General features: G+C 50.6%; 22 protein-coding genes, 1 other RNA gene and 2 pseudogenes. 11 read left to right on the plus strand and 14 right to left on the minus strand.

The features are described 5' to 3' along the window. Nucleotides 1-377: 377 nt before the first annotated feature. The 7 genes and pseudogenes from AC1RKC_RS13840 to smpB all read right to left on the minus strand — a co-directional run bounded on the left by AC1RKC_RS13840 (nucleotide 378) and on the right by smpB (nucleotide 6,176). A complete protein-coding gene (locus tag AC1RKC_RS13840) occupies nucleotides 378-2,297 on the minus strand; it encodes a hypothetical protein (protein WP_493092615.1) in 1,920 nt (639 codons plus the stop codon). Next, entirely contained in the window at nucleotides 2,287-2,784 is a 498-nt protein-coding gene (locus tag AC1RKC_RS13845; RefSeq protein WP_493092616.1) for an ABC-three component system middle component 5, read from the minus strand. Before AC1RKC_RS13845 ends, AC1RKC_RS13840 begins: the two co-directional genes overlap by 11 nt. Continuing rightward, complete coding sequence (locus AC1RKC_RS13850; RefSeq protein WP_493092617.1) at nucleotides 2,784-3,377, minus strand: ABC-three component system protein; 594 nt, start codon at nucleotides 3,375-3,377, stop codon at nucleotides 2,784-2,786. Before AC1RKC_RS13850 ends, AC1RKC_RS13845 begins: the two co-directional genes overlap by 1 nt. Beyond that, the gene (locus AC1RKC_RS13855; RefSeq protein WP_493092618.1) at nucleotides 3,367-3,726 is read right to left on the minus strand and encodes a hypothetical protein; all 360 of its coding nucleotides are present in this window, start codon (nucleotides 3,724-3,726) and stop codon (nucleotides 3,367-3,369) included. Before AC1RKC_RS13855 ends, AC1RKC_RS13850 begins: the two co-directional genes overlap by 11 nt. A 168-nt stretch (nucleotides 3,727-3,894) precedes the next feature. Then, nucleotides 3,895-5,090 (minus strand): annotated as a pseudogene (locus AC1RKC_RS13860) (integrase domain-containing protein); the annotation flags it as partial. Between the two features lie 190 nt (nucleotides 5,091-5,280). After that, nucleotides 5,281-5,644: a transfer-messenger RNA gene (gene ssrA, locus AC1RKC_RS13865) on the minus strand. 49 nt (nucleotides 5,645-5,693) lie between these two features. Next, a complete protein-coding gene (gene smpB, locus AC1RKC_RS13870) occupies nucleotides 5,694-6,176 on the minus strand; it encodes an SsrA-binding protein SmpB (RefSeq protein WP_020828274.1) in 483 nt (160 codons plus the stop codon). Between the two features lie 161 nt (nucleotides 6,177-6,337). Here smpB and AC1RKC_RS13875 point away from each other — a divergent pair, with 161 nt between their 5' ends. After that, nucleotides 6,338-6,772 carry a type II toxin-antitoxin system RatA family toxin gene (locus AC1RKC_RS13875; protein ID WP_020828273.1) on the plus strand — a complete coding sequence of 145 codons (435 nt, stop codon included), beginning with the start codon at nucleotides 6,338-6,340 and terminating at the stop codon, nucleotides 6,770-6,772. After that, complete coding sequence (locus AC1RKC_RS13880) at nucleotides 6,765-7,049, plus strand: RnfH family protein (RefSeq protein ID WP_020828272.1); 285 nt, start codon at nucleotides 6,765-6,767, stop codon at nucleotides 7,047-7,049. The genes AC1RKC_RS13875 and AC1RKC_RS13880 overlap by 8 nt, the downstream gene beginning before the upstream one ends. A 114-nt stretch (nucleotides 7,050-7,163) precedes the next feature. On the opposite strand, the gene bamE is transcribed toward AC1RKC_RS13880, so the two are convergent. From bamE to nadK, 3 genes are all read right to left on the minus strand, one after another. Further along, on the minus strand, nucleotides 7,164-7,502 hold the full coding sequence (bamE, locus tag AC1RKC_RS13885; RefSeq protein WP_012146393.1) for an outer membrane protein assembly factor BamE: 339 nt from the start codon (nucleotides 7,500-7,502) through the stop codon (nucleotides 7,164-7,166). 113 nt (nucleotides 7,503-7,615) lie between these two features. Beyond that, nucleotides 7,616-9,277, minus strand: coding sequence for a DNA repair protein RecN (gene recN, locus AC1RKC_RS13890; protein ID WP_020828271.1), 1,662 nt, complete (start codon nucleotides 9,275-9,277; stop codon nucleotides 7,616-7,618). A gap of 86 nt (nucleotides 9,278-9,363) precedes the next feature. Then, entirely contained in the window at nucleotides 9,364-10,242 is an 879-nt protein-coding gene (nadK, locus tag AC1RKC_RS13895; RefSeq protein WP_020828270.1) for an NAD(+) kinase, read from the minus strand. Between the two features lie 124 nt (nucleotides 10,243-10,366). On the opposite strand from nadK, the gene grpE reads away from it, so the two are divergent. Further along, complete coding sequence (gene grpE / locus AC1RKC_RS13900; RefSeq protein WP_048762707.1) at nucleotides 10,367-10,939, plus strand: nucleotide exchange factor GrpE; 573 nt, start codon at nucleotides 10,367-10,369, stop codon at nucleotides 10,937-10,939. Nucleotides 10,940-10,990: 51 nt separating this feature from the next. Here the strand turns inward: grpE and ung are convergent, their stop codons facing one another. After that, nucleotides 10,991-11,674 (minus strand): uracil-DNA glycosylase, encoded by a 684-nt coding sequence (gene ung, locus AC1RKC_RS13905; RefSeq protein ID WP_020828268.1) that lies wholly within the window; start codon nucleotides 11,672-11,674, stop codon nucleotides 10,991-10,993. 346 nt (nucleotides 11,675-12,020) lie between these two features. Between ung and grcA the strand changes: the two genes are divergently transcribed. From grcA to AC1RKC_RS13920, 3 genes are all read left to right on the plus strand, one after another. Then, nucleotides 12,021-12,404, plus strand: coding sequence for an autonomous glycyl radical cofactor GrcA (gene grcA, locus AC1RKC_RS13910; protein WP_020828267.1), 384 nt, complete (start codon nucleotides 12,021-12,023; stop codon nucleotides 12,402-12,404). A gap of 186 nt (nucleotides 12,405-12,590) precedes the next feature. Next, nucleotides 12,591-13,556 (plus strand): Tle-like phospholipase domain-containing protein, encoded by a 966-nt coding sequence (locus AC1RKC_RS13915; RefSeq protein WP_258090510.1) that lies wholly within the window; start codon nucleotides 12,591-12,593, stop codon nucleotides 13,554-13,556. Then, nucleotides 13,549-14,304 (plus strand): ankyrin repeat domain-containing protein, encoded by a 756-nt coding sequence (locus tag AC1RKC_RS13920; protein WP_046372817.1) that lies wholly within the window; start codon nucleotides 13,549-13,551, stop codon nucleotides 14,302-14,304. Before AC1RKC_RS13915 ends, AC1RKC_RS13920 begins: the two co-directional genes overlap by 8 nt. 58 nt (nucleotides 14,305-14,362) lie before the next feature. Here AC1RKC_RS13920 and srmB read toward each other — a convergent pair whose 3' ends face one another. Further along, entirely contained in the window at nucleotides 14,363-15,688 is a 1,326-nt protein-coding gene (srmB, locus tag AC1RKC_RS13925; protein ID WP_046372818.1) for an ATP-dependent RNA helicase SrmB, read from the minus strand. A 99-nt stretch (nucleotides 15,689-15,787) separates the two neighbouring features. On the opposite strand from srmB, the gene trmN reads away from it, so the two are divergent. Further along, nucleotides 15,788-16,570, plus strand: coding sequence for a tRNA(1)(Val) (adenine(37)-N(6))-methyltransferase TrmN (gene trmN / locus AC1RKC_RS13930; RefSeq protein ID WP_046372819.1), 783 nt, complete (start codon nucleotides 15,788-15,790; stop codon nucleotides 16,568-16,570). A gap of 42 nt (nucleotides 16,571-16,612) precedes the next feature. Here the strand turns inward: trmN and nadB are convergent, their stop codons facing one another. Further along, the gene (nadB, locus tag AC1RKC_RS13935; RefSeq protein WP_020828262.1) at nucleotides 16,613-18,214 is read right to left on the minus strand and encodes an L-aspartate oxidase; all 1,602 of its coding nucleotides are present in this window, start codon (nucleotides 18,212-18,214) and stop codon (nucleotides 16,613-16,615) included. A gap of 213 nt (nucleotides 18,215-18,427) precedes the next feature. Here nadB and rpoE point away from each other — a divergent pair, with 213 nt between their 5' ends. Genes rpoE through rseC form a run of 4 tightly spaced genes read left to right on the plus strand, consistent with a single transcriptional unit; the run spans nucleotide 18,428 to nucleotide 21,119 of the window. Further along, nucleotides 18,428-19,003, plus strand: a complete 576-nt coding sequence (gene rpoE, locus AC1RKC_RS13940) for an RNA polymerase sigma factor RpoE (RefSeq protein WP_012146382.1) — start codon at nucleotides 18,428-18,430, stop codon at nucleotides 19,001-19,003. 30 nt (nucleotides 19,004-19,033) lie between these two features. Beyond that, nucleotides 19,034-19,687 carry an anti-sigma-E factor RseA gene (gene rseA, locus AC1RKC_RS13945; RefSeq protein ID WP_020828261.1) on the plus strand — a complete coding sequence of 218 codons (654 nt, stop codon included), beginning with the start codon at nucleotides 19,034-19,036 and terminating at the stop codon, nucleotides 19,685-19,687. Next, the gene (gene rseB, locus AC1RKC_RS13950; protein ID WP_020828260.1) at nucleotides 19,687-20,646 is read left to right on the plus strand and encodes a sigma-E factor regulatory protein RseB; all 960 of its coding nucleotides are present in this window, start codon (nucleotides 19,687-19,689) and stop codon (nucleotides 20,644-20,646) included. The genes rseA and rseB overlap by 1 nt, the downstream gene beginning before the upstream one ends. Next, nucleotides 20,643-21,119 carry a SoxR-reducing system protein RseC gene (rseC, locus tag AC1RKC_RS13955; RefSeq protein WP_115058247.1) on the plus strand — a complete coding sequence of 159 codons (477 nt, stop codon included), beginning with the start codon at nucleotides 20,643-20,645 and terminating at the stop codon, nucleotides 21,117-21,119. The genes rseB and rseC overlap by 4 nt, the downstream gene beginning before the upstream one ends. On the opposite strand, the pseudogene AC1RKC_RS13960 reads toward rseC, so the two are convergent. After that, nucleotides 21,116-21,954: pseudogene (locus tag AC1RKC_RS13960) on the minus strand (hypothetical protein). The gene rseC and the pseudogene AC1RKC_RS13960 overlap by 4 nt on opposite strands. Nucleotide 21,955: the final 1 nt, after the last annotated feature.

Consider the following 21,955-nt stretch of genomic DNA (forward strand, 5'->3'; position numbering starts at 1 on the left):
GCAGCCTTTTTTCTGGCTAGCCTGCCTTAAATCGAGCGTGCATGCATAGGGTGCATGATTTTGCATGAATCCCCAGCCTTTCAAAACAGCCGAAACCCCGCGCCACAAGGGCTTACAGGGTCTCTACGTCTTGCATGAAATGTGCATGATAAAGTCAGAGCGCGTAGGCGAGGGAGTATTGCGCGCGGTACGTATAAACCCATTTGAAATTAATATATAGTCGGGTTAATTTAAGTTGCTAGTAGGCAGTCACAAGACAGATATCAGAATATTCTAAAAGAAGTGATTAGGATTGATTCCGAAGTCTAACATGCACGTTAATTATAAGTGTTCACGAGCCTCATGCTGTAAATAAGCTGAGGCTTGTGAAGATGTATTTATACTTTAAGAATATAATCGTTTTTATTGTAGTACCTGCCAACACCATATGCATCGTTATTAAGGCTATCATCGACTTTTGATGTTGTCATTATCAGTTGGTAGTTACTGAACCCCTTAAGGGAGGATACTATTAGTTTTTGTAAGTTATGGCTTCTTGCTTCATTTATATCGCCGCACTCAAAATCCATAATTGAGAATCGTGGATAACGACATGTACTGTCTTTCAATGAAAATATTAAAAAGGAAAGGTGCAAAGATGCTTTTTTCACAACGTTTGAGCTGTCTGAGTAGTTCACCCTTTCATCTAAAAGCCATCTGTCTTTTGAAAAATCTATCTCAGAGTTTAGTATTGTTGCTATTTGGAAATTTTCCTCATTTTGCGTATCTTTTTCTAACATTGATGTGGCTATATCAGATAGTGATTTATAAACATAATCCCTACGGATTTTATTCTTTTCCTCAAGGGCTGCAATATTTCCCTGCAGGTTGGTGATTGATTGGGATACCTCTTCCCTTTGTTTTTTTAATTCATCAACTTTTGATATTGATTTTATCTTATCTTCAAGGTTCCCTATTTTAATTAGTCTTTCTGTTCTCCCTTCAATTATATTTGACAAGGCCATTTCTCGACTATTTGAAACTAAACTTATTTCAAACAGTCTGTTTTGACAGAGTTCCAAACGCTGTTCTTTTAATTTTAAATAAGTATCTAGTTTTTCTATTTTTTCTGATATTTCTTCAATGATATTGTCGTTTTGTCTTTTCTGGTATTGAAGCTCATTGAGGTTTTCAATATATTTCCCTTCTAAGGAGTCGATTGTTTTCTTTGATTTGCAAAGAATGCAGCCACCATCATTTTCTTCAGCCACTTCAATCTGTGAAAAACAGCATGGGCAATATTCAAAGGATACCTGCCCTAATGCCTTGTATGCTTCCTGAGATTCAGTTAGTGATTTTATTCTAAATTGGATGCTTTTTCCAAAAAATAAACAATCTTGAATTTCATTCTTTAATAAATCTGATTTTTTATTGGCATCATTAATATTAAAGGTTAGTTCTTGTATCTCGGTGAACAAGTTTCTTCTTTCTTCACTTAAAGTATTTTTGTCGTCACCGTAAACATCACCATTTGAGTCAAGAAGTATTTTTCTATCATCATCTATATCGTTTAACTCACTTCTTATCTCGCTTATTTCATCTTTTATTTTATCAACTGTAAGATCGGCGTCATCACCTAATATTGAAAAATATGTTCTTAGTTCTGAGCCGGTACTCTCATAAATTCGCTCTAACCTAAGCAAGTTTTGTCTATATGAGTGAGTCTCTAAGTCGTCTAAGCCGAAAAGAAATTCGGCAATAGCAATTCTAGTATTCTCGTTATCAGACCGATTTGATTCTTTTCTGAATATTCTATTAGAATCTGATGATTGGCTTAGATAAATCAATCTTAAAATTTGGTGCATAGTTAAATTAGAATAGTCGTCTGATTTAAACTGTCCCCAGTTAAGCAGCTCGAATATTATTTCAGAAAAGCTTTGTCTATCTTTTCCTCTTCTCGGGCCGTAATCTATCCATCCTAACGTATCCTGCATAGCTTTATCATAGGTGCCTTCATAAACTCTTATGTGAGGAACTGCACCTGATGGGTCTATCGCTCTTGATAAACAAATTATGTGTTCATTAATTAAAACTTCAGCATTAACAGTGGAGCATAAATCTGCTGGTTTTTTCCAATCATCTTTTTTTAGCTCACCACCTAACACATAAAATATCAAATCTAGAATAGTTGATTTCCCGACTGAATGTTCTCCTCTAATTATATTGATACCTTCATGGAAAAGTTGATCGTAGATACGCTTTGTATCTTTAACAATTACTAATCTGTTCAGTTTTATCCGAGAAACATTATGAATCATATCTGTATTCCATTAAATTTGATTTGAATTTTAATCCTGTTTTTCCTTTGATTTTTATCTTAGGCAGCTCTTTTGTTATTAAACTATATTCTACAGTTTTTCTAAATGTGTCTAACTCTATCTTTTTGGATAGTTCCAAAGGGAGCTTGTTAGCATCTAGTTTTAGATAGTTATCATTTTTCACGATAACTATTTTTTTTGAAAGTAAATATGCAAGAGTGTTTTTTCTTATATCCCTAAGCTCAAAGAATATTCTGCGTGGGTTGTCTATAATCTCATAGGATTCATCTATATTATTAACTTCCTTATATAGTTTTGAATTTGCTCTAGGCCATCCGGTTATTTTTTTTAGTTGGCTAGGGAAAAGGTAATAAAAATCCATAAAACTGAGAAGATCTTCTGAAATGAGGCTTTCATTTTTATATAGAATGCTAATTAGTCTATAAAGACAATGGTTAGCATCTTTAAATGGATGATAAATAATCATTAACTTACCCACCTCAAGTGACATTTACCGGTTAGAAAGAAAATCATTCCTCTAATTAAGTCAACAGAAACACATATAGATGCTTCGGAAACTTCTTCGTAAAGAGGAATGACAATTTTTTCATATATCAACCTGTCAATTATAGCATCATCAACTGTGTTTTTAAACAGTGGTTTTATGTATGATGTAAAAGATGAGTTAATTTTACTCAAGCAATGAAAGTAAATAATTTCATCACTAATAGAAAATTGTCCTCGCGATACCCTTCTGGCAAATTTATTCTCTAAAAAACCGCCTTCTTCCAAGAGGTCTAATCTATTCCCTTCCTCTAATTTTGATTTAAGACCAATAATATTTCTACCTGGGCGGGGTTTAAGAAAATCCTCTAGCTCTTCAAGCATATATCTATATTCAGGATCGGCATCACAAAGTTGCTTTGAGCGAGTCAGAAGTTGAAGTAGGGCATTTCTTCGCTCCTTAACTTCACTAAATTTATAACTATTACCGATGATGATGTCTTCACCGGATTTATTATTAGAGATTTCATTTTCAGTTATTTTTTGTGAGCTATCATTTGAGTTATTATTTAGCATCTTTATCACTCTTGCCAATAACTAATTCACCATCAGTTTCATTGTTTTTTATTTTATTTTTTCGTATATTACCAGAGCTAGATATCTTTATGTTTTTCTTTGCCTTGTTCCCTTCAATAATATTATCTTCAAATACGTTATTTTGGATTTCCTTTTTATTTGTTAACCATAGGGCAATAACTGAGAAGTTAGCTATTATTAAAACTAAGAAAATTGATGTTTTTGGATTGTGAGAAATTAATTCTATGTTGCTATATATTGGATGGAGTAACCATACCAAAAGGAAAATAACTAAAGTTAATGGCGCATTATATTTTAATGCTTTTTTTAAAAAATTACCGTATTCCATTATATGTAACCCATTACAATAATAGTTAAGTAAAGCTAATGATATCAAGAGTAAAAGGCATATACCAGCAAATAGATCACAAAATCAACCTCTTATATTGACTTTGTTTTCTGAGGGATTGTATAAAATATCCAATTTATTCATTAAGTTATGAGTTACTTTGGCTTTTAACGGTTTGTTTGTATAAACTTCGTTCCCCCACCAAGCCATTAGGTTTTGGCGTTGTTCAAGATATGTCGAACGGTTATATGCTCTCCTAACTTCATTTTTTTCACAGTGTGCAAGCGCAGCTTCAATCACGTCAGCATTAAACTCAGTCTCATTCATGGCCGTACTAGCGATAGATCGTAATCCATGAGCAACAAGCTTACCGCCATAACCTATCCGTTTTAATGCTGCATTTGCTGTCTGGCTGTTCATCGGCTTGCGTGGGTCATTGCGGCTAGGAAAAACGTGTTCACGGTTACTACTGATAGGATGCATGATTTCGAGTATATTTAGTGCCTGATCTGAGAGTGGAACAATATGCTCACGCTTAGCCTTCATTCGTTCTGCCGGGATGCGCCACTCACGGTTTTCTATATCGATCTCAGCCCATGCGGTTGCCGAGGCTTCTGCAGGACGTATAAGCGTAAGTAGCTGCCACTCAAGTAAGCAACGGGTTGGGATTGATAAATTGCTCATCGAGATTGTGCGCATCAGCTTAGGCAGTTCTTCGGGCCGTATGGTCGGCATATGCTGCTTCTTAGGGCGCTAGAACGCATTGCCGATGCCAGAAGCCGGATTAGCATCAATCAAACCGGTGTTGACGGCGTAAATCATGATTTCGTTGATGCGTTGCACCAAACGCCGGACGGTCTCTAATGCACCACGGGCTTTGATAGGTTCCAGCACTTGAGTCAGCAAACGTGCTTTAATGTCCTGAACCGGAACATTCTCGATAGATGGCAGTATGTCCTTTTCAAGAGAACGCCAGATATCTTCCGCATGCTTAGCGATAACACTGGCCTGCTTCGACGCAAACCATTGTTTTGCCACATTCAGGAAAATGCTTTCTTGGGCTACCTGCTTTTGTTTCGCCTCTTCTGCTTCTTTGGCCTGTGGGTTAATGCCTCTTGCCAGTATCGCGAGCTTTTCGGCACGTATTTGCCGGGCGTCGGCAAGTGACAGGCAGGGTCGGCACCGAGGCTAACCATAATCCGTGAACTGGTGCCGGGGCGAAGGTGGCGGAAGCGCCACAATTTCTTGCCGGTGGTTTTGACTAACAGGAACAGACCGTCACCATCGTGTAGGGTGAGGTCTTTCTCGATTGCTTTGGCTTTTTGTACTTCGGTATGTGTGAGGGGGCGTGTAGTCCGCGCCATGTAAGGATTCTTCCATAATTGGTATACGTTTATGGCATACCTTTTAACGTATACCTGAACGTATGCCAATAAACCCCCGGATTTAGCCGGATATTCTTGGACTACTACAGACACAAAAAAGCCCGCAAAGTGAATTGCGGGCTTTTTCGTTATTGCCACCGGATCTATCTGGGGTCACCGGTGACCTATTTGGTGGAGCTGGGGGGATTTGAACCCCCGTCCGAAATTACTACACCGTCGGCACTACATGCTTAGTCCAATCTTTACATTCGCCGGTCAGCTGCGGATGGACACGCCACTAACAAACTAGCCTGATTGGATTTAACGCTTCAGCCCCAGGCAGGACATCCACGCGATCTCTTTTGGGTTTGACCTCTCTTGATCCCCGTCCTAAGAGCGGAGGCTAGGGAGAGAGGGCTCTTAGCAGGGTATTAAGCTGCTAGGGCGTAGTTTTCGTCGTTTGCGACTATTTTTTTGCGGCTTTTTACGAGGCCAACCGCCCCTCGGCATGCTCCTAGGGCTTCGCAAATCCCGTCGAATCCAGAATCAGCCCCAAGTAACTTTGTGCAGTATACCAGAAGTTTAACCCGTTAAGCCAGAGGCTTATCGGTTGGCGTGCTTCATGATACGGGCTTTCGCCGTCTGCCACTCACGATCTTTGATGTCATCGCGCTTATCGTGTTCTTTCTTGCCTTTGGCTACGCCGATTTTGACCTTGACCCAGGCATTTTTCCAATACATGGACAGGGCTACAACGGTATAGCCTTCACGGTTAACGCGGCCGAACAGCGAATCCAGCTCGCGCTTGTTCAACAGCAGTTTGCGGGTACGTGTCGGGTCGCAGACCACATGCGATGAAGCCACGCTGAGCGGCGTGATGGTGGCGCCAAAAAGATAGGCTTCACCGTCACGGAAGGTCACGTAGCTGTCGCTGAGGTTGGCTTTGCCGGCACGCAACGATTTGACTTCCCACCCTTGCAGGGACAGGCCCGCCTCGATTTCTTCTTCAATGAAGTATTCGAAACGTGCTCGCTTGTTTTGCGCAATGGTGGCTGAACCAGGTTTGTGAGCTTTTTTCTTTGTCATAGTGCGTTCATTATACTGGATGCGTCAGCGAAAGAAATCCTTTACCGCTCAGCACCTGCGCAATTTTTCGCATTTTTGGCTCCTGTCTTGCATAGCAGATTTTTTGTTTGCCGATAGATAAATGGTATGATTTGTATGTTTTGTGTCTCACAGGAAATGATATGCCCCAGATCAGTCGGTCTGCGTTAGTGCCGTTCAGCGCCGAGCAGATGTATCAGTTGGTTAACGATGTTCATTCTTATCCCGATTTTCTGCCAGGTTGTACCGGTAGCCGGGTGATTAACGCGTCCAACAATGAAATGACCGCCGCGGTGGACGTTGCCAAAGCCGGTATCAGCAAAACTTTTACCACGCGCAATACGCTGCTGGATAACCAGAGCATCAATATGCAACTGGTTGATGGCCCGTTCCGCAAGTTGATGGGGGGCTGGCACTTTACGCCGCTCAGTCCGGAAGCCTGTAAGGTTGAGCTGCACCTGGACTTCGAATTTACCAACAAACTGATCGAGTTGGCGTTCGGCAAGGTATTTAAAGAGTTGGCCGGCAATATGGTGCAGGCATTCACCCAGCGGGCGAAAGAGGTTTACAGTGTCTGAGATACGAGTTGAGGTGGTTTATGCCTTGCCGGAGCGTCAGTATCTGCGCAATGTGAAACTGGCAGAGGGCAGCAATGTTGAGCAGGCGATTGTGGCCTCCGGATTGCTGGAACTGCGCAGTGACATTGATTTGCAAAGTAATAAGGTGGGCATTTATAGCCGACCGGCCAAGTTGGGCGATGTGCTCAATGATGGCGACCGGGTGGAAATCTATCGCCCATTGATTGCCGATCCCAAAGAACTGCGCCGTCAACGGGCAGAGAAGGCAAAAAAATAAGGCGCTGAGTGCGCCTTATTTTTTATCAGAATTTTATCTTCCGAGTTGCAGCCTGTGACTGTCATGAAGAACTTGATTCGTCCCTCACGGGCCGGACGACAGTTCCTGTACTGATTATTTGGTCAGCGCAGGCTTGTTCTGAATATCCGTCAATACGCCCGCGCTGTTAAAGGTCAGCGTCAGAGTTTGCTGGGTGATATTTTCATGACCCGGCTGCTGGCGGAACACATAGAACCACGTCTGAGTACCGAACGGATCCTGCAGCATTGGGGTTCCCAATGTATAAGCGACCTGTTGCTGGGTCATACCTTTTTGGATTTTAGCTACGTCGGTTGACGTCAGGTAGTTCCCTTGGTTGATGTCAGGCCGGTAAACCACCTTCTCAAAAGTAGAACAGCCTGCAGTCAGCATCACAAGAACCACAGCGGCGGCAGTCAGCGTTTTACAGCGCATAGTAATCACATTCCTTTAGGGCATAGGATGCCGATGATAATAGACCTTGCAGCAGTTGGAAACCTTTGCAGGGCCCCAATATGACCTCAGGAAAGTAAAAAAGTTGAGCTTTTCTATGCAGCAAGCAGTTCTTTTGCGTTCGCCAGGGTGTTTCGGGTGACTTCGCTGCCGCCAAGAAGGCGCGCCAATTCTTGCAAACGAGCACGTTTATCCAACGGTGACATCTGCGTTTCGGTTTCCGTGCCGTCAGTCTGCTTGCTGACAAACAGGTGCTGATGCCCACAACCGGCCACCTGTGGAAGGTGGGTGACGCACATGACTTGGGTAGATTCTCCAAGTTGACGCAACAGGCGCCCAACAATGGCGGCCGTCGGACCGCTGATGCCGACGTCCACTTCGTCGAAAATCAACGCCGGGGTTTCCATCTTGCGAGCGGTAATCACCTGGATAGCCAGCGCAATGCGGGACAGTTCGCCACCGGAGGCCACTTTCGCCAGCGCTTGCAGCGGTTGGCCTGGGTTGGTGGACACACAGAATTCGGTACGGCTGGCCCCTTCAGCACTCAAATGCTGCGGCTCGAAGCGAACGTCGATATTGAATTTGCCGTGCGGCATGGAGAGGGCCTGCATGCTGTCGGTAATCAACGTGGTCAGCTCTGCGGCATAGTGCTGGCGCTTCTGGTGCAATTGTTCCGCTAACAGCAGCGCTTGCTGATGATGCAGAGTGACCGCCTCGTTAAGGTGTTCATGGTCGTTCTCTTGCTGCGACAGCAACTGCTGCTCATCCAGCATCTGTTGGTGCAGCTGTGGCAGTTCCTCTGGCGCAACGTGATGTTTCCGCGCCAGGTTAATTTGGCGCGACAGACGCTGTTCAAGTTCTTGCAGGCGGTTGGGGTCCAGATCCATGCGATCGGCATAGTGACGCAGTTCGTCGCTGGCCTCACTGATTTGGATCGACGCCTCTTCCAGCATGTCCAGCAGCCCGCTGAGTTTCTCATCCATGCCGACCAGCTCAACCAGCAGATGTTTGGCGGTGTAAAGCTGGCTCAGCATGTTGTTTTCTTCATCGTCAGCCAGCAATTGCAGGGTCTGCTGGCTGATGGTCAGCAATTGGCCGCTGTTGGCCAGGCGTTTGAACTCCGAATCTATCTGTTCGAACTCACCGGCCACGGGCGCAAACTCGTTCAGTTCTTTCAATTGGTATTGCAGCAACTGTTGGCGTGCGTCGCGTTCGATGGACTGTTGCTGATGATGGGCCAGTTCGCGACAGCTTTGGTGCCAACGCTGATAAGCCTGTTGCATCTGCGCCAACAGGGCAGGTTCGTCGGCATAGGCGTCGAGCAGTTGCTTCTGGTGATCGGGCTTGAGCAGCAACTGGTGGGCATGCTGACCGTGGATTTGAATCAGCAACTGACCGAGTTCGCGCAGTTGCGAAAGCGGCACGGAAGTGCCGTTGATAAAGCCGCGTGAGCGGCCGTCTGCATTGATGACCCGGCGCAGCAGGCACTCATTGCTGTCGTCCAGGTGGTTCTGTTCGAGCCATTGGCGTGCAGAAGGGGTATCTGCCAGTGAAAAACGGGCGCAGATATCGGCACGGGCGGCTCCCAGCCGGACGACGTTACCGTCGGCGCGGTTGCCGAGGCACAGCCCCAGCGCGTCGATGGCGATAGATTTACCGGCGCCGGTTTCACCGGTAATCGCCGTCATACCCGGTTGAAAATCAATTTCCAACTCACGAACGATAGCAAAATTGCTGATGGTCAATTGCGCCAGCATGGGAACCTTCCTGTGTATAAACACATAACTGTAGTTTCATACAGTATAAACTGGTTTTATATACAGTAAAGGGGCTGGCGATATTTTTAGAACAATTTTTTAGACCAGCCCAGCTTGGTGCTTAACGTGTTGAAATAGCTGTAGTCCTTTGGATGAATAAGATTCAAATGGAAATCACTGCGGCGTATCAATACTTCCTCGCCTTCCTGGATAGGCAGCGCGATCTGGCTGTCGCAGCTGATTTCCAGATCGCTGCCGATCTGCGAAAACTTCAGGCGAATGGTGCTGTTGCCGTTGATCACCAACGGGCGGGCCGAGAGGGTATGCGGGAACATCGGCACCAGCGCGATGGCTTCCAGCGATGGCGTCAGGATCGGGCCGCCGGCAGAAAGCGAATAGGCAGTCGAACCGGTCGGGGTAGCGATAATCAGACCGTCAGAGCGTTGCGAGAAGGCAAAGCGATCGTCGATATACACTTCGAACTCGATCATGTGCGCCACTTTACCGGGGTGCAGTACCACTTCGTTGATGGCAGTGCTGATGCGGCACTGCTGGTTCTCTTTGTGCACGATGGTTTCCAGCAGGAAGCGCTGTTCATCGATGTATTCGCCCTCCAGCACGTCGGCCAGTTGCTGCAGTGCGTTGTCGGGGTCAAGATCGGTCAGGAAGCCGAGATTGCCGCGGTTAACGCCGATCACCTTGATGTCGTAGCGGGCCAGAACGCGGGCTGCGCCGAGCATATTGCCGTCGCCGCCGACCACTACCGCCAGGTCGGCCTTTTGGCCAATATCCGCCAGGCTGCCGGTAACCGCATCTTTTAACCCCAAATCCTGAGCGATTTGGCGTTCAATCATCACTGAATAGCCTCGGGCGACTAACCAGTGAAACAACATCTCATGCGTTGCCAGCGCCGAAGGGTGACGCGGGTGGCCAACAATGCCAATACAGGCGAATTTTTTATTCATTGTTGTGATTTTCCTCACCGGGACCAGTTTATGCCCCACATTGTGACCGGTTGACTTGAAACCCCGGTTTTGATCCCCATAATAAGCCAAGTTGCGAGATTAATGCTAAAACGCGGAGATATTCATGAGTAGTAAAGAACAGAAGACGCCAAACGAGCAAGTCTCGGAAGAAATGGAACAGCAGGAAGTCTTGCCGGAAGCGGCTGAGGGCGTCGATCTGCGGGATGAGCGCATTGCTGAGCTGGAAGCTCAACTGGCCGAAGCCCAGCAGCATGAACGCGACAGCCTGCTGCGTGCCAAAGCGGAAATGGAAAACGTCCGCCGCCGCACTGAGCTGGATATCGAAAAAGCACACAAATTTGCGCTGGAGAAGTTTTCCGGTGATCTGCTGCCGGTGCTGGATAACCTGGAGCGCGCGCTGGAAATGGCGGATAAAAACAATCCGGAACTGACGGCGATGATTGAAGGCATCGAGCTGACGCTGAAGTCCCTGCAGGACGTTGTGCGTAAGTACGGGATTGAAATCGTTGGTGATATTAACGTGCCGTTCAACCCGGATGTGCACCAGGCAATGAGCCTGATGGAATCTGCCGATCACCAGCCGAACCACGTCATGATGGTAATGCAGAAAGGCTATACGCTGAATGGTCGCCTGCTGCGCCCGGCGATGGTGGCGGTTTCCAAAGCCAAGGCTTAAGCCGAATTCAATAAGGAAAAGGCACCTGCGGGTGCCTTTTTTGCGTCTGGGTTATGCCTGCGGCAGTCGCGGTAGCCAGTCGATAGGCGCCAGCCCCTGCTGTTCCAACAGTTGGTTGGTTTGCGAGAAGTGGCGACAGCCCAAGAACCCTCGGTGGGCGGAAAGCGGCGATGGATGTGGCGCTTTCAACACGTGGTGGCGGTTGCGATCGATAAAGTTGCCTTTTTTCTGCGCATGCGATCCCCAGAGCAGGAACACGATGCCTTCGCGGTTTTCATTCAGCGCGGCGATCACTCTGTCGGTAAAGGTTTCCCAGCCCAGTTTGGCGTGGGAGTGCGCCTGGCCGCCTTCAACGGTCAATACCGTGTTTAACAACAGCACACCCTGTTCCGCCCAGCTTTGCAGGTAGCCATGGCTGGGGCGCTCAAAGCCCGGGATATCCGTCGCCAGCTCTTTGTACATGTTTACCAGCGAAGGGGGAGCGGGTACGCCAGGGAGCACCGAAAAGGACAGCCCGTGGGCCTGATTCGGGCCGTGATAGGGATCCTGACCGAGGATTACCACCTTCACGTCCGCTAGCTCGGTATAACGAAAGGCGTTGAACACGTCTTTTTGCGGTGGGTAAATGGTCTTACCGGCCTGGCGTTCAGCGGCAACAAAGGCAAGCGTTTCATGAAAATAGGGCTGCTCTTTCTCCTTGCCGATAACATCATGCCAGGTGAGGGAGGTGGACATAAACGCTCTCCTTTGTTTTCGTTAACAATTCACTGGGCATAGCTTACCGTTTAGTGCCACGCAGCGAAACCTGCTTTTCTTTTTCCGCCGCGCTCCTGCATATAAATATTTTTTAAAATTTACAAAAATAATTGCGATGTGCTCTACAGGGAAAATTGACATAAAACATAAACTTGCCCATTCTCGCTCTGTGGGTACCCCGTGAAAATTGACTTTAATCAAAGAATTGCCCCGGCCAGACTGGTATACAGAACAACAAGACAACAATGGTTTTACCAAATGGCCGAAACCAACATTGGGTTTTCTTTCGAAGTAGAATTTTTCGCCCTTGTACGGAGGCAACAAAATGATTACTGGTATTCAAATCACTAAAGCGAACGACCAGGCGCTGGTGAACTCTTTCTGGCTGCTGGACGACGAAACATCAGAAGCCCGCTGCGTTTGCGCTAAAGCCAACTATGCGGAAGATCAGGTGGTACCGGTCAGCGAACTGGGCCAGATCGAGTACCGTGAAGTGCCATTGGAAATGCAATCGACCGTTCGCGTAGAAGGTGGTCAGCACCTGAATGTGAACGTGTTGCGTCGCGAAACTCTGGAAGACGCGGTAAAGCATCCGGAAAAATACCCGCAGCTGACCATCCGCGTGTCCGGCTATGCAGTGCGTTTCAACTCGCTGACGCCAGAACAGCAGCGTGACGTGATTACACGTACTTTTACAGAAAGTCTGTAATTTTACGCACGCTTAATAAGGGAGCTTCGGCTCCCTTTTTTCTTGCCGCAACGGCCAGAAAGTGAATCCGGATCACATTCCTCGCAAAGATAATTCTTCTCATTACAGAACTGCTCCGACCTGCCGATAGCTACATCAGCACCCAATGAGGTGCGGCATTGATAAGTCTATCGACAAGGAGTCGGCATGAGTATGTCTTTGAGTTTTACCTCTGCGGTCAGCCCTGCGGCGATTCAGCCCCCGGCAACGCGTACGCTGCCAGAGCGTTTGGATCCTTCCCAGCCTACTGAACCCTCGGCATCAAAGGCCCCCGCGGCCACGCTTTCCCAGAATAGCCTGAATGCCCAGAACCTGCTGAACACGCTGGTCAGCGATTTGTCGGCAGCAGCGCCGGCGGCGGCGGCGAATCAGGGCGTGACACGCGGTCAGCAGCCACAGAAGGGGGACTATACGCTGGCGTTACTGGCTAAAGACGTTTACAGCACCGGCAGTCAGGGCGTCGAAGGATTCAATCGGTTGAGTGCCGATGCTTTGCTGGGGGTTGGCATTGATCCTGCCAGTCTGCAAGATGCAGCGTCGGGTTTTCAGGCCGGGATTTACAGTGATAATCAGCAGTATGTGTTGGCCTTCGCCGGCACCAATGATATGCGCGACTGGTTGAGCAACGTGCGCCAGGCGACCGGTTATGACGATGTGCAGTACAATCAGGCGGTATCCCTTGCGAAAAGCGCCAAGGCAGCCTTTGGTGATGCGCTGGTGATCGCCGGTCATTCGCTTGGCGGCGGTCTGGCGGCTACGGCAGCGCTGGCAACGGGCACGGTGGCGGTGACTTTTAACGCTGCCGGGGTTTCCGATTATACGCTGAATCGTATGGGGATCGATCCGGCAGCGGCGAAGCAGGATGCACAAGCCGGCGGTATCCGCCGTTACAGCGAGCAATACGACATGCTGACCGGCACGCAGGAATCCACTTCGCTGATCCCGGATGCCATTGGGCATAAAATCACGCTGGCCAATAACGACACCCTGAGCGGCATTGACGACTGGCGCCCGAGCAAACACCTGGATCGCAGCCTGACTGCTCATGGGATTGATAAGGTGATCGGCTCGATGGCGGAGCAAAAGCCATGGGAGACGAAGGCCAATGCCTGAACGGCGGCGCCTATGGCAGACGTTAATGGTCGCCACGCTGGCGGTAATCGCGATCGTCGGTTTGCTGATGATGGCTAAGGAACAACAGATGAATCAGGAAATTTCTCCGTTTAACGGGCGCAGCAATCTGGCACTGGCTCAGGCCGTGGCGCGTGGTGACACCAACGGGATTGCCGAACAGGCAACTGAGGCGCGCCTGCATGAACAGGGGGACCGTCAGGTCACTTTGCTGCAATGGGCCATACTGTCGCAGCAAACGCAAAGCCTAAGCTCGCTGCTGGCGTTGGGGGCCGATGCGACCACTCCGGGCCTGGATGGCAATAGCGCGTTGCATACAGCCGCAGCGGTGCAGGACCCGCAGTATCTGCGATTGCTGTTGGCACACGGAGTGCCGCTGAATCCGCGCAATGCGGTGACCGGTGCTACGCCGCTGGCAGCGGCAGTCTTGGCGGGGCGGGAGGAGCAAGTACGGCTGCTGTTGGTGTCCGGTGCCGATGTCACCCTTAGCGATCGGCTAGGGGATACGCCTTTGCACCTGGCGGCGAAAATCAATGCGCCGCAGTTGGCGCTGATGCTGTTGCAGGCGGGGGCGGACGCCAAAGCGCGCAATCAGCAAGGCGTGGCCTTCCAGTTCTATTTATCGCAGACGCCGACGGCATTGCAGAATGAAGAAATGCGCGATCGCTATCGTCAACTGAACGCCTGGCTGAAAGCCCATCAACAGGCGGCGCAATACGGACAGCAGTAACGGCGCATAAAAAAACCGCCTGCGGAAAAGGAGGCGGTTTTTATTCACTGCGGCGGTATTACTTCGCGCCGCTGCCCTCGGGCTTGGCCTTTGGCTGGCGGCGTTTGCCTACGTTTTTCGCATCGCGATGACGTACTTTCACCTTGGCTTTTTCTTTGTTCTTTTCTTTGTCTGACGCGCGTTTGGCCAGTACCTTCTTCGAAGGCTTGCCGTTGCTCTTTTCGCTTGGCACTTTGGTTGATGGACGCAGTTCATCGATCACGCGCGCTTTCAGCGGCTCGTTCAGATAACGGCCCACTTTGCCCAGCAGCAGGTGGTCGTGTGCTTCAACCAACGAAATTGCGGTGCCCTTACGCCCGGCACGACCGGTACGGCCGATACGGTGCAGATAGGTATCTGCGGTGCGCGGCATGTCGAAGTTGAACACGTGGGTGATATCCAGGATATCCAGACCTCGCGCAGCAACGTCGGTTGCGACCAGCACGTTCACACGGCCGTCCATCATACGTTTTACCGCTTCGTTGCGCTTGGCCTGCACCATTTCGCCTTCGAGGTAACAGGTGTTGATGCCTGCCTCGCGCAGCCAGCTGGCCAGCTCATGCACACGCTCACGTTTGCGCACGAAGATAACGGATTTCTGCACGTCCGGTTGCTGCAGCAAGTGCACCAACAGGGCGGTTTTATGCTGTACGTCGTCGGCGCGATAGTACCATTGCAGGATCTTTTTACGTTCGCGGCGTGACGGATCGGCTTCGACCTCTACCGGTTCTTTCAGAATGCGTTCGGCGAATTCGCGGATGGCATCGCCTTCCAGCGTCGCGGAGAACAGCAGGGTCTGGTTACGCCAGCGGGTCTCGGCGGAAATGGTTTCGATGTCCTGCGCGAAGCCCATGTCGAGCATGCGGTCGGCTTCATCGAGGATCAGCGTCTCTACTGCGCGGCAGTCGAAGTTTTCTTCTTTAATATACTGCAGCAAGCGGCCGGTGGTCGCGACCACCACGTCCTGGTTTTCACTGAAGACTTCCGCGTGGTTCATATAGGCGACGCCGCCGGTGATGGTGGCGATATCCAGCGAAGTATGAGCAGCCAGTTCACGAGCCTGATCGGCTACCTGCATCGCCAGCTCGCGCGTCGGAGTCAGGATCAGTACGCGCGGTGGGCCGGACTTCTTACGTGGGAAGTCGAGCAGATGTTGCAATACCGGCAGCAAAAATGCTGCGGTCTTGCCGGTGCCGGTTGGCGCCGAACCCAATACGTCGCGCCCATCCATCGCAGGCGGGATCGCCTCGGCTTGAATGGCGGTTGGGCGTTCGTAGCCTTTATCGCGCAGGGCGTTTATCAGGCGTTCATCGAGTTCGAGTTCGGAAAAATTGGTTACTGTCATGGTCTACCTCTACTTGGGGCGCCGATTATAGACGGGTTGGCCGCGTTCTTCACCTATTTAAGCGGAAAGCATCTCTTTTCCCAAAAATCAGATTGCCTTATGCTACGCCAGTTTTGTCTTCAGGTGGTTATTGTGAGTACTCAATCGAAAGCAAATTTCACCCCGCGTCGCGGTGGTTTTACCTTTAAGCAGTTTTTTGTTGCTCACGATCGCTGTGCAATGAAGGTGGGCACCGATGGCGTGCTGCTCGGCGCATGGGCGCCCTTGGCGCAGGCGCAACGCGTGCTGGATATCGGCAGCGGTAGCGGACTGATCGCGCTGATGTTGGCACAGCGTTCAGCCGAGTCCGTGCTGATTGACGCCGTGGAGCTGGACGAGGCTGCCGCCGCGCAGGCGCGTGACAACGTGCAGGAATCGCCTTGGCCTGAGCGTATCCAGGTGCATGCGCAGGACATTCATTATTATGCCCAGCACCATGCCGGCCAATACGACCTGATCGTCAGCAACCCGCCATATTTTGAGCCGGCTGTCGCCTGCCGGGACCAGGCTCGTCACAACGCGCGTTATACTGAAACGCTTACCCACGATGCTTTGCTGGAAAGCGCGGAACGGTTGATTGCCCCACAGGGGACTTTTTGCGTAGTGCTGCCGCATGATATTGGTGAGGCCTTTGAAAGTAATGCACAACGCCGTGGATGGCATACTGCGCAACGGCTGAACGTCAGCGATCGCGCCGATACGCCGTTACATCGCGTGCTGCTGGCCCTGACTCGTCAACCGACGGGAGAAAAAGCGGCGCAAAGCCTGGCGATCAAGCTGGCTGATGGCAGTTACACCGAAGCGTTCCGCCGTTTGATTACCGATTTCTACTTGTTCTATTGAAATGAAAAGGGCGCCACAGTAGGCGCCCTTGCGGTGTCGCTGCTAGGGTTGCAGTATGGTCGGCAGCGCTTCCGGCAGCATATCGGGATAGTCCAGCGTAAAGTGCAACCCACGGCTTTCCTTACGCGCCATGGCGCTGCGTACGATCAATTCCGCCACCTGCACCAGATTTCGCAGCTCCAGCAAATTGTTGGAGATACGGAAGTTGGCGTAGTACTCATCAATTTCCGCCTGCAGCGTATTGATGCGGCGCAGGGCACGCTCCAACCGTTTGGTGGTGCGCACAATACCCACGTAGTCCCACATAAATAGCCGCAACTCATGCCAGTTGTGCTGAATGACCACTCGTTCATCCGCGTCATCCACCCGGCTCTCATCCCACTGCGGCAGCTGTTTCGCCAACTTGATAAACGGCAGACGCATCTTGATGTCTTCTGCTGCTGACCAGCCGTAAACCAAGCACTCCAACAGCGAGTTGGACGCCATGCGGTTGGCGCCATGCAGGCCGGTATAGCTGACTTCGCCAATGGCATACAGCCCATCCAGATCGGTACGACCATGCTGATCGACCATTACGCCGCCGCAGGTGTAGTGCGCGGCGGGTACGATAGGGATAGGTTGCGTAGTCAGATCGAAACCCAGCGTCAGCAGTTTTTCATGGATCATCGGGAAATGCTGAGTAATGAACTCAGCCGGTTTATGGCTGATATCCAGATACATGCAGTCCGCACCCAGGCGCTTCATTTCGTGGTCGATGGCGCGGGCAACGACATCGCGTGGTGCCAGTTCGCCTCGTGGGTCAAAATCGGGCATAAAGCGGCTGCCGTCCGGGCGCTTCAGATAAGCCCCTTCACCGCGCAAGGCTTCGGTCAGCAGGAAGTTACGTGCCTGCGGGTGGAACAGGCAGGTCGGGTGAAACTGGTTAAATTCGAGGTTGGCGACCCGGCACCCTGCGCGCCAGGCCATGGCGATGCCGTCTCCGGAAGAGATATCCGGGTTGGTGGTGTATTGATACACCTTGGCTGCACCGCCGGTTGCCAGCACCACCGTTTTGGCACGATAGGTTTCTACCTGCTCCAGCTCGCGGTTCCAGACGTAGGCGCCGACGACTCTGCGGGTGCCCGGCAGGCCGATTTTGTTGGAGGTGATCAGATCGACCGCATTGCGGCGTTCCATCACGCAAATATTGGGGTGGGCGCTTGCTTTCCCTACCAGTGTGGTCTCTACTTCTTTACCTGTAGCATCAGCGGCATGCAGGATACGGCGGTGGCTGTGCCCCCCCTCCCGCGTCAGGTGGTAATGCTCTTCGCCCTGAGCGTTGACTTCGGTGTCGAACAAGACCCCTTGGTCAATCAACCACTGCACGCAGTGGCGGGCATTGCCAGCGATAAACTCAACGGCGTCTCTGTCACACAGGCCGGCTCCGGCAATTAAAGTGTCATCAACGTGTGAGGCAATACTGTCCGTTTCATCGAAAACCGCGGCGATCCCGCCTTGGGCATAGAATGTGGCGCCTTCGTTGAGCGGCCCCTTGCTGAGTACGGTAACCTTGCAATGCTGCGCCAGGCGCAACGCCAGTGACAAGCCCGCAGCACCGCTGCCGACGATCAGTACATCGCTAACATGTTCAGATGATGGTTGCATAACGTATGATGTGTGCAGAAGAAGAGTGAAATTCATGTTAGCCTAATTGTCCGGGCAAAAGCCACGGATGGGTGACATCAACATAAAAAACAATGGCAATACGGAACTTCGCGTTCTGTATGAACTCCAAGCGAGTGCTTGCTCAGGAAAACAATGTATGGCTGGCAGTACAATTTTACGCGTGGAGACGGATTTGGGGAGAGTTTACCTCGGATGAGCGAGCAGTTAACGGATCAAGTTCTGGTTGAGCGGGTCCAAAAGGGCGATCAGAAATCGTTTAACTTACTGGTAATTCGTTACCAGCATAAAGTTGCGAGTCTGGTTTCCCGGTATGTACCGCAGGGCGATGTGCCGGATGTGGTGCAGGAGTCGTTTATTAAAGCCTATCGCGCACTGGAATCATTCCGTGGGGATAGCGCTTTCTATACCTGGTTGTATCGAATCGCCGTGAACACGGCAAAGAATTATTTGGTTGCTCAGGGCCGTCGTCCGCCATCCAGCGATGTGGATGCCAACGACGCAGAAAATTACGAAAGTGCGGGTGCACTGAAAGAAATTTCGAACCCTGAGAACTTAATGTTGTCAGAAGAGCTGAGACAGATAGTTTTCCGTACCATTGAGTCTCTCCCTGAGGATCTTCGCATGGCGATTACCCTGCGGGAGCTGGATGGTCTAAGCTACGAAGAGATAGCTGCCATCATGGATTGCCCGGTCGGAACCGTACGTTCGCGTATTTTCCGCGCCAGGGAGGCTATCGATAATAAAGTTCAACCGCTGATTCAACGTTAGCAATGGCGGACACAGGAAGGGTACTTAGGCATGCAGAAAGAAAAGCTTTCCGCTCTGATGGATGGAGAATCGCTCGACAGCGAGCTACTGAGTTCATTGTCTAAAGACAGGGCGCTTCAACAAAGCTGGCAGAGCTATCACCTGATACGTGACACACTACGGGGTGATATCGGGCAAGTCATGCATTTCGATATCGCAGATCGTGTTGCTGCTGCACTTGAGAAAGAACCCGCACGTCTGGTTCCTTCTGCCGTGCCTGAGTCTCAGCCGCAACCGCATACCTGGCAAAAAATGCCGTTCTGGGACAAAGTTCGTCCTTGGGCCAGCCAGATCACACAGATTGGCATGGCGGCCTGCGTGTCGCTCGCGGTGATTGTCGGCGTACAGCAGTACAATCAGCCGGCTGCGCAATCGGGTGCTGCAGAATCACCTGCATTCACCACATTGCCAATCATGGGGCAGGCGTCACCGGTTAGCCTTGGTGTACCGGCAGACAGTTTCTCTACCGGCAGCGGACAACAGCAGCAGGTGCAGGAACAGCGCAAACGCATTAACGCTATGCTGCAAGATTATGAGTTGCAACGTCGTTTGCATTCTGATCAGCTGCAGCTTGAGCAAAGCACACCACAACAGGCTGCCGTTCAGGTTCCCGGAACTCAGTCTTTAGGAATGCAACAGCAGTAATGAAGCAAATTTGGTTCTCCGTCTGTCTATTGACGGGCAGCCTGCTCTACTCAAGCATCGCCCCGGCGCAGCCCACTGCGTCCGGGGCGTTGTTGCAACAGATGAGCAGTGCCAGCCGTTCGCTCAATTATGAACTCGCCTATATCAGCATCAGCAAGCAGGGGATTGAATCGCTGCGTTATCGTCATGCGGTGATCGATCAATTGCCTCTCGGTCAACTGCTGCATATGGATGGTCCACGTCGTGAAGTGTTACAGCGCGGCGGCGGGATCAGCTATTTCGAACCCGGTTTGGAACCCTTTACGCTGTCCGGCGATCATATCGTCGATGCGTTGCCGGCGATTGTTTATGCCGATTTCAGCCGCCTGGCGAAATATTACGATTTCATCTCCGTTGGCAGCACCCGTATTTCCGATCGTCCCTGCGAAGTGATTCGCGTGGTTGCGCGTGATGGTTCACGTTATAGCTATATTGTCTGGATGGACGAAGATACCAAACTGCCACTGCGGGTGGATCTGATCGATCGCGACGGTGAAACGCTGGAGCAATATCGGGTGATTTCGTTCGTGGTCGGGCCGCAAGTACAGGGCGTGATGGAAGGTCTGATCAAAGCTAACCTGCCACCATTGCTGTCGCTGCCTGCGGTAGATAAAATCAAGCTGAGCTGGAGCACGGGCTGGTTACCGGCTGGGGTGGACGAGGTGGCGCGTAATCGCCGTAAACTGCCGAATGTGACAGAGCCGGTAGAGTCACGGCTTTACAGCGATGGTTTATTCAGCTTCTCGGTCAATATCAGCCCTGCGGGCAGCGGTGCGGGCCAGCAGTATTATCGTCAGGGTCGACGCACGATTCAAACCGAAGTGCGTAACGGCAATGAAATTACCATTGTTGGCGAATTGCCGCCGGCAACGGCCAAACGTATTGCAGACAGTATTTCCTTCAAGGTATCACCACAATGATGAAAGAGTGGGCCACGGTCGTCTCGTGGCAACAGGGTGTGGCGCTGTTGCGTTGTGAACCTAAAGCCGGATGCGGCAGCTGCACTGCTCGCTCTGGATGCGGTGCGCGCGCGTTAAACGAATTGGTGCCGGAAACCGAACACCAACTGCAGGTACGCATTGAGCAGCCGCTCGAGCCGGGTCAACGCGTCGAAGTAGGCATTGCAGAAGGCAGCTTGCTGCGTTCAGCGATGCTGGTTTATCTGACGCCGCTGGTGGGAATGATGCTGGGTGGCAGCCTGTTGCAATACTGGCTGGGTACTGACGCTTCTGCCGCGCTCGGTGCATTGCTTGGCGGTGGCCTGGCTTTTATTCTGGCGCGTGGTCTGGCTCATCGTCTCGGCGAGCAAGCCAATTACCAACCTGTCGTTTTGCAAATTGGTTTACCGCCTGGGGCCATGCGCCTGCAGACGGAAAACGAACCTCTGCTTTAAAACTGCTGCCGCATCACCGCCGGTTATGGTAGGCGGGGATGCGGCTGTAGATCATATGCTCTAACAGTGCGACAAACAGGTCTGCGCTGAGCAGCGAAAAATACCCTATCGTAAACAACGCATTCCCCTGGTTATCCAGCAGTCGAATGGTGCCACGTCGTGGATTATTCTCGAGTTCACGGATCTGTTCAATCGGGATTGATCCTTGTGCCGTGATAAGCGCCGTCGCGCTCAACTGCAGCGTTTGAACCTGTTTTCCTTGTCGGTTTCCGGGCAATAAATGATTCAGCCAGCGAGCTCCGCAGCTGAGATAGTGAAACGACAGCACTTCCCCCTGATACAACGCATTCAGCGCCAGCGGCCCACGTTGCTGGATCTGCTGATTAATAATGGTATCAGCCAGCCGCCAGGAGTGAGACAGGTTGCTGAACACCGGGTACCAGGGGTGTTCAGCCGAGGCACGAAATGCCATTACGTCGAATAGCCCGCCAAACAGTCGCCCGCCGCGAAAACGATAAATATCCCCAATTTTTTCAAAGGGGATAAAGCGTTCTTTGTGACTATGTTGGTTAATCACCCTAACGCCATGTTCGTACAGACGGTAAGTCACCGCTGGCCGCAGATAGTGGCGTAGCGCCAGAAGAATACAGCCGAGTACAATAGTGGCTGCGCCGGTTTGCAGTAGGGTCAGTATTGCATTTTCATCCATATTGCTCAGCAGCGGCAGCAACAGCAGCGCCGCACCAATGGTTAACAGCAGCGCCGCTGCCGTCAGAATGCCCCAATTGACCTTAGAAAAATCGTGCCGGCTCAGCATTTGCCCTTTATCGATCATT

This window comes from Serratia sp. GW822-FHT06E05 (assembly GCF_058799445.1).

What these genes read in the sequence shown, in the direction of transcription:
- AC1RKC_RS13840 (WP_493092615.1), bottom strand. Translation starts at nt 2,297, where the DNA reads ATGATTCATAATGTTTCTCGGATAAAACTGAACAGATTAGTAATTGTT.
- AC1RKC_RS13845 (WP_493092616.1), bottom strand. Translation starts at nt 2,784, where the DNA reads ATGATTATTTATCATCCATTTAAAGATGCTAACCATTGTCTTTATAGA.
- AC1RKC_RS13850 (WP_493092617.1), bottom strand. Translation starts at nt 3,377, where the DNA reads ATGCTAAATAATAACTCAAATGATAGCTCACAAAAAATAACTGAAAAT.
- AC1RKC_RS13855 (WP_493092618.1), bottom strand. Translation starts at nt 3,726, where the DNA reads ATGGAATACGGTAATTTTTTAAAAAAAGCATTAAAATATAATGCGCCA.
- smpB (WP_020828274.1), bottom strand. Translation starts at nt 6,176, where the DNA reads ATGACAAAGAAAAAAGCTCACAAACCTGGTTCAGCCACCATTGCGCAA.
- AC1RKC_RS13875 (WP_020828273.1), top strand. Translation starts at nt 6,338, where the DNA reads ATGCCCCAGATCAGTCGGTCTGCGTTAGTGCCGTTCAGCGCCGAGCAG.
- bamE (WP_012146393.1), bottom strand. Translation starts at nt 7,502, where the DNA reads ATGCGCTGTAAAACGCTGACTGCCGCCGCTGTGGTTCTTGTGATGCTG.
- recN (WP_020828271.1), bottom strand. Translation starts at nt 9,277, where the DNA reads ATGCTGGCGCAATTGACCATCAGCAATTTTGCTATCGTTCGTGAGTTG.
- nadK (WP_020828270.1), bottom strand. Translation starts at nt 10,242, where the DNA reads ATGAATAAAAAATTCGCCTGTATTGGCATTGTTGGCCACCCGCGTCAC.
- grpE (WP_048762707.1), top strand. Translation starts at nt 10,367, where the DNA reads ATGAGTAGTAAAGAACAGAAGACGCCAAACGAGCAAGTCTCGGAAGAA.
- ung (WP_020828268.1), bottom strand. Translation starts at nt 11,674, where the DNA reads ATGTCCACCTCCCTCACCTGGCATGATGTTATCGGCAAGGAGAAAGAG.
- grcA (WP_020828267.1), top strand. Translation starts at nt 12,021, where the DNA reads ATGATTACTGGTATTCAAATCACTAAAGCGAACGACCAGGCGCTGGTG.
- AC1RKC_RS13915 (WP_258090510.1), top strand. Translation starts at nt 12,591, where the DNA reads ATGAGTATGTCTTTGAGTTTTACCTCTGCGGTCAGCCCTGCGGCGATT.
- AC1RKC_RS13920 (WP_046372817.1), top strand. Translation starts at nt 13,549, where the DNA reads ATGCCTGAACGGCGGCGCCTATGGCAGACGTTAATGGTCGCCACGCTG.
- srmB (WP_046372818.1), bottom strand. Translation starts at nt 15,688, where the DNA reads ATGACAGTAACCAATTTTTCCGAACTCGAACTCGATGAACGCCTGATA.
- trmN (WP_046372819.1), top strand. Translation starts at nt 15,788, where the DNA reads ATGCTACGCCAGTTTTGTCTTCAGGTGGTTATTGTGAGTACTCAATCG.
- nadB (WP_020828262.1), bottom strand. Translation starts at nt 18,214, where the DNA reads ATGCAACCATCATCTGAACATGTTAGCGATGTACTGATCGTCGGCAGC.
- rpoE (WP_012146382.1), top strand. Translation starts at nt 18,428, where the DNA reads ATGAGCGAGCAGTTAACGGATCAAGTTCTGGTTGAGCGGGTCCAAAAG.
- rseA (WP_020828261.1), top strand. Translation starts at nt 19,034, where the DNA reads ATGCAGAAAGAAAAGCTTTCCGCTCTGATGGATGGAGAATCGCTCGAC.
- rseB (WP_020828260.1), top strand. Translation starts at nt 19,687, where the DNA reads ATGAAGCAAATTTGGTTCTCCGTCTGTCTATTGACGGGCAGCCTGCTC.
- rseC (WP_115058247.1), top strand. Translation starts at nt 20,643, where the DNA reads ATGATGAAAGAGTGGGCCACGGTCGTCTCGTGGCAACAGGGTGTGGCG.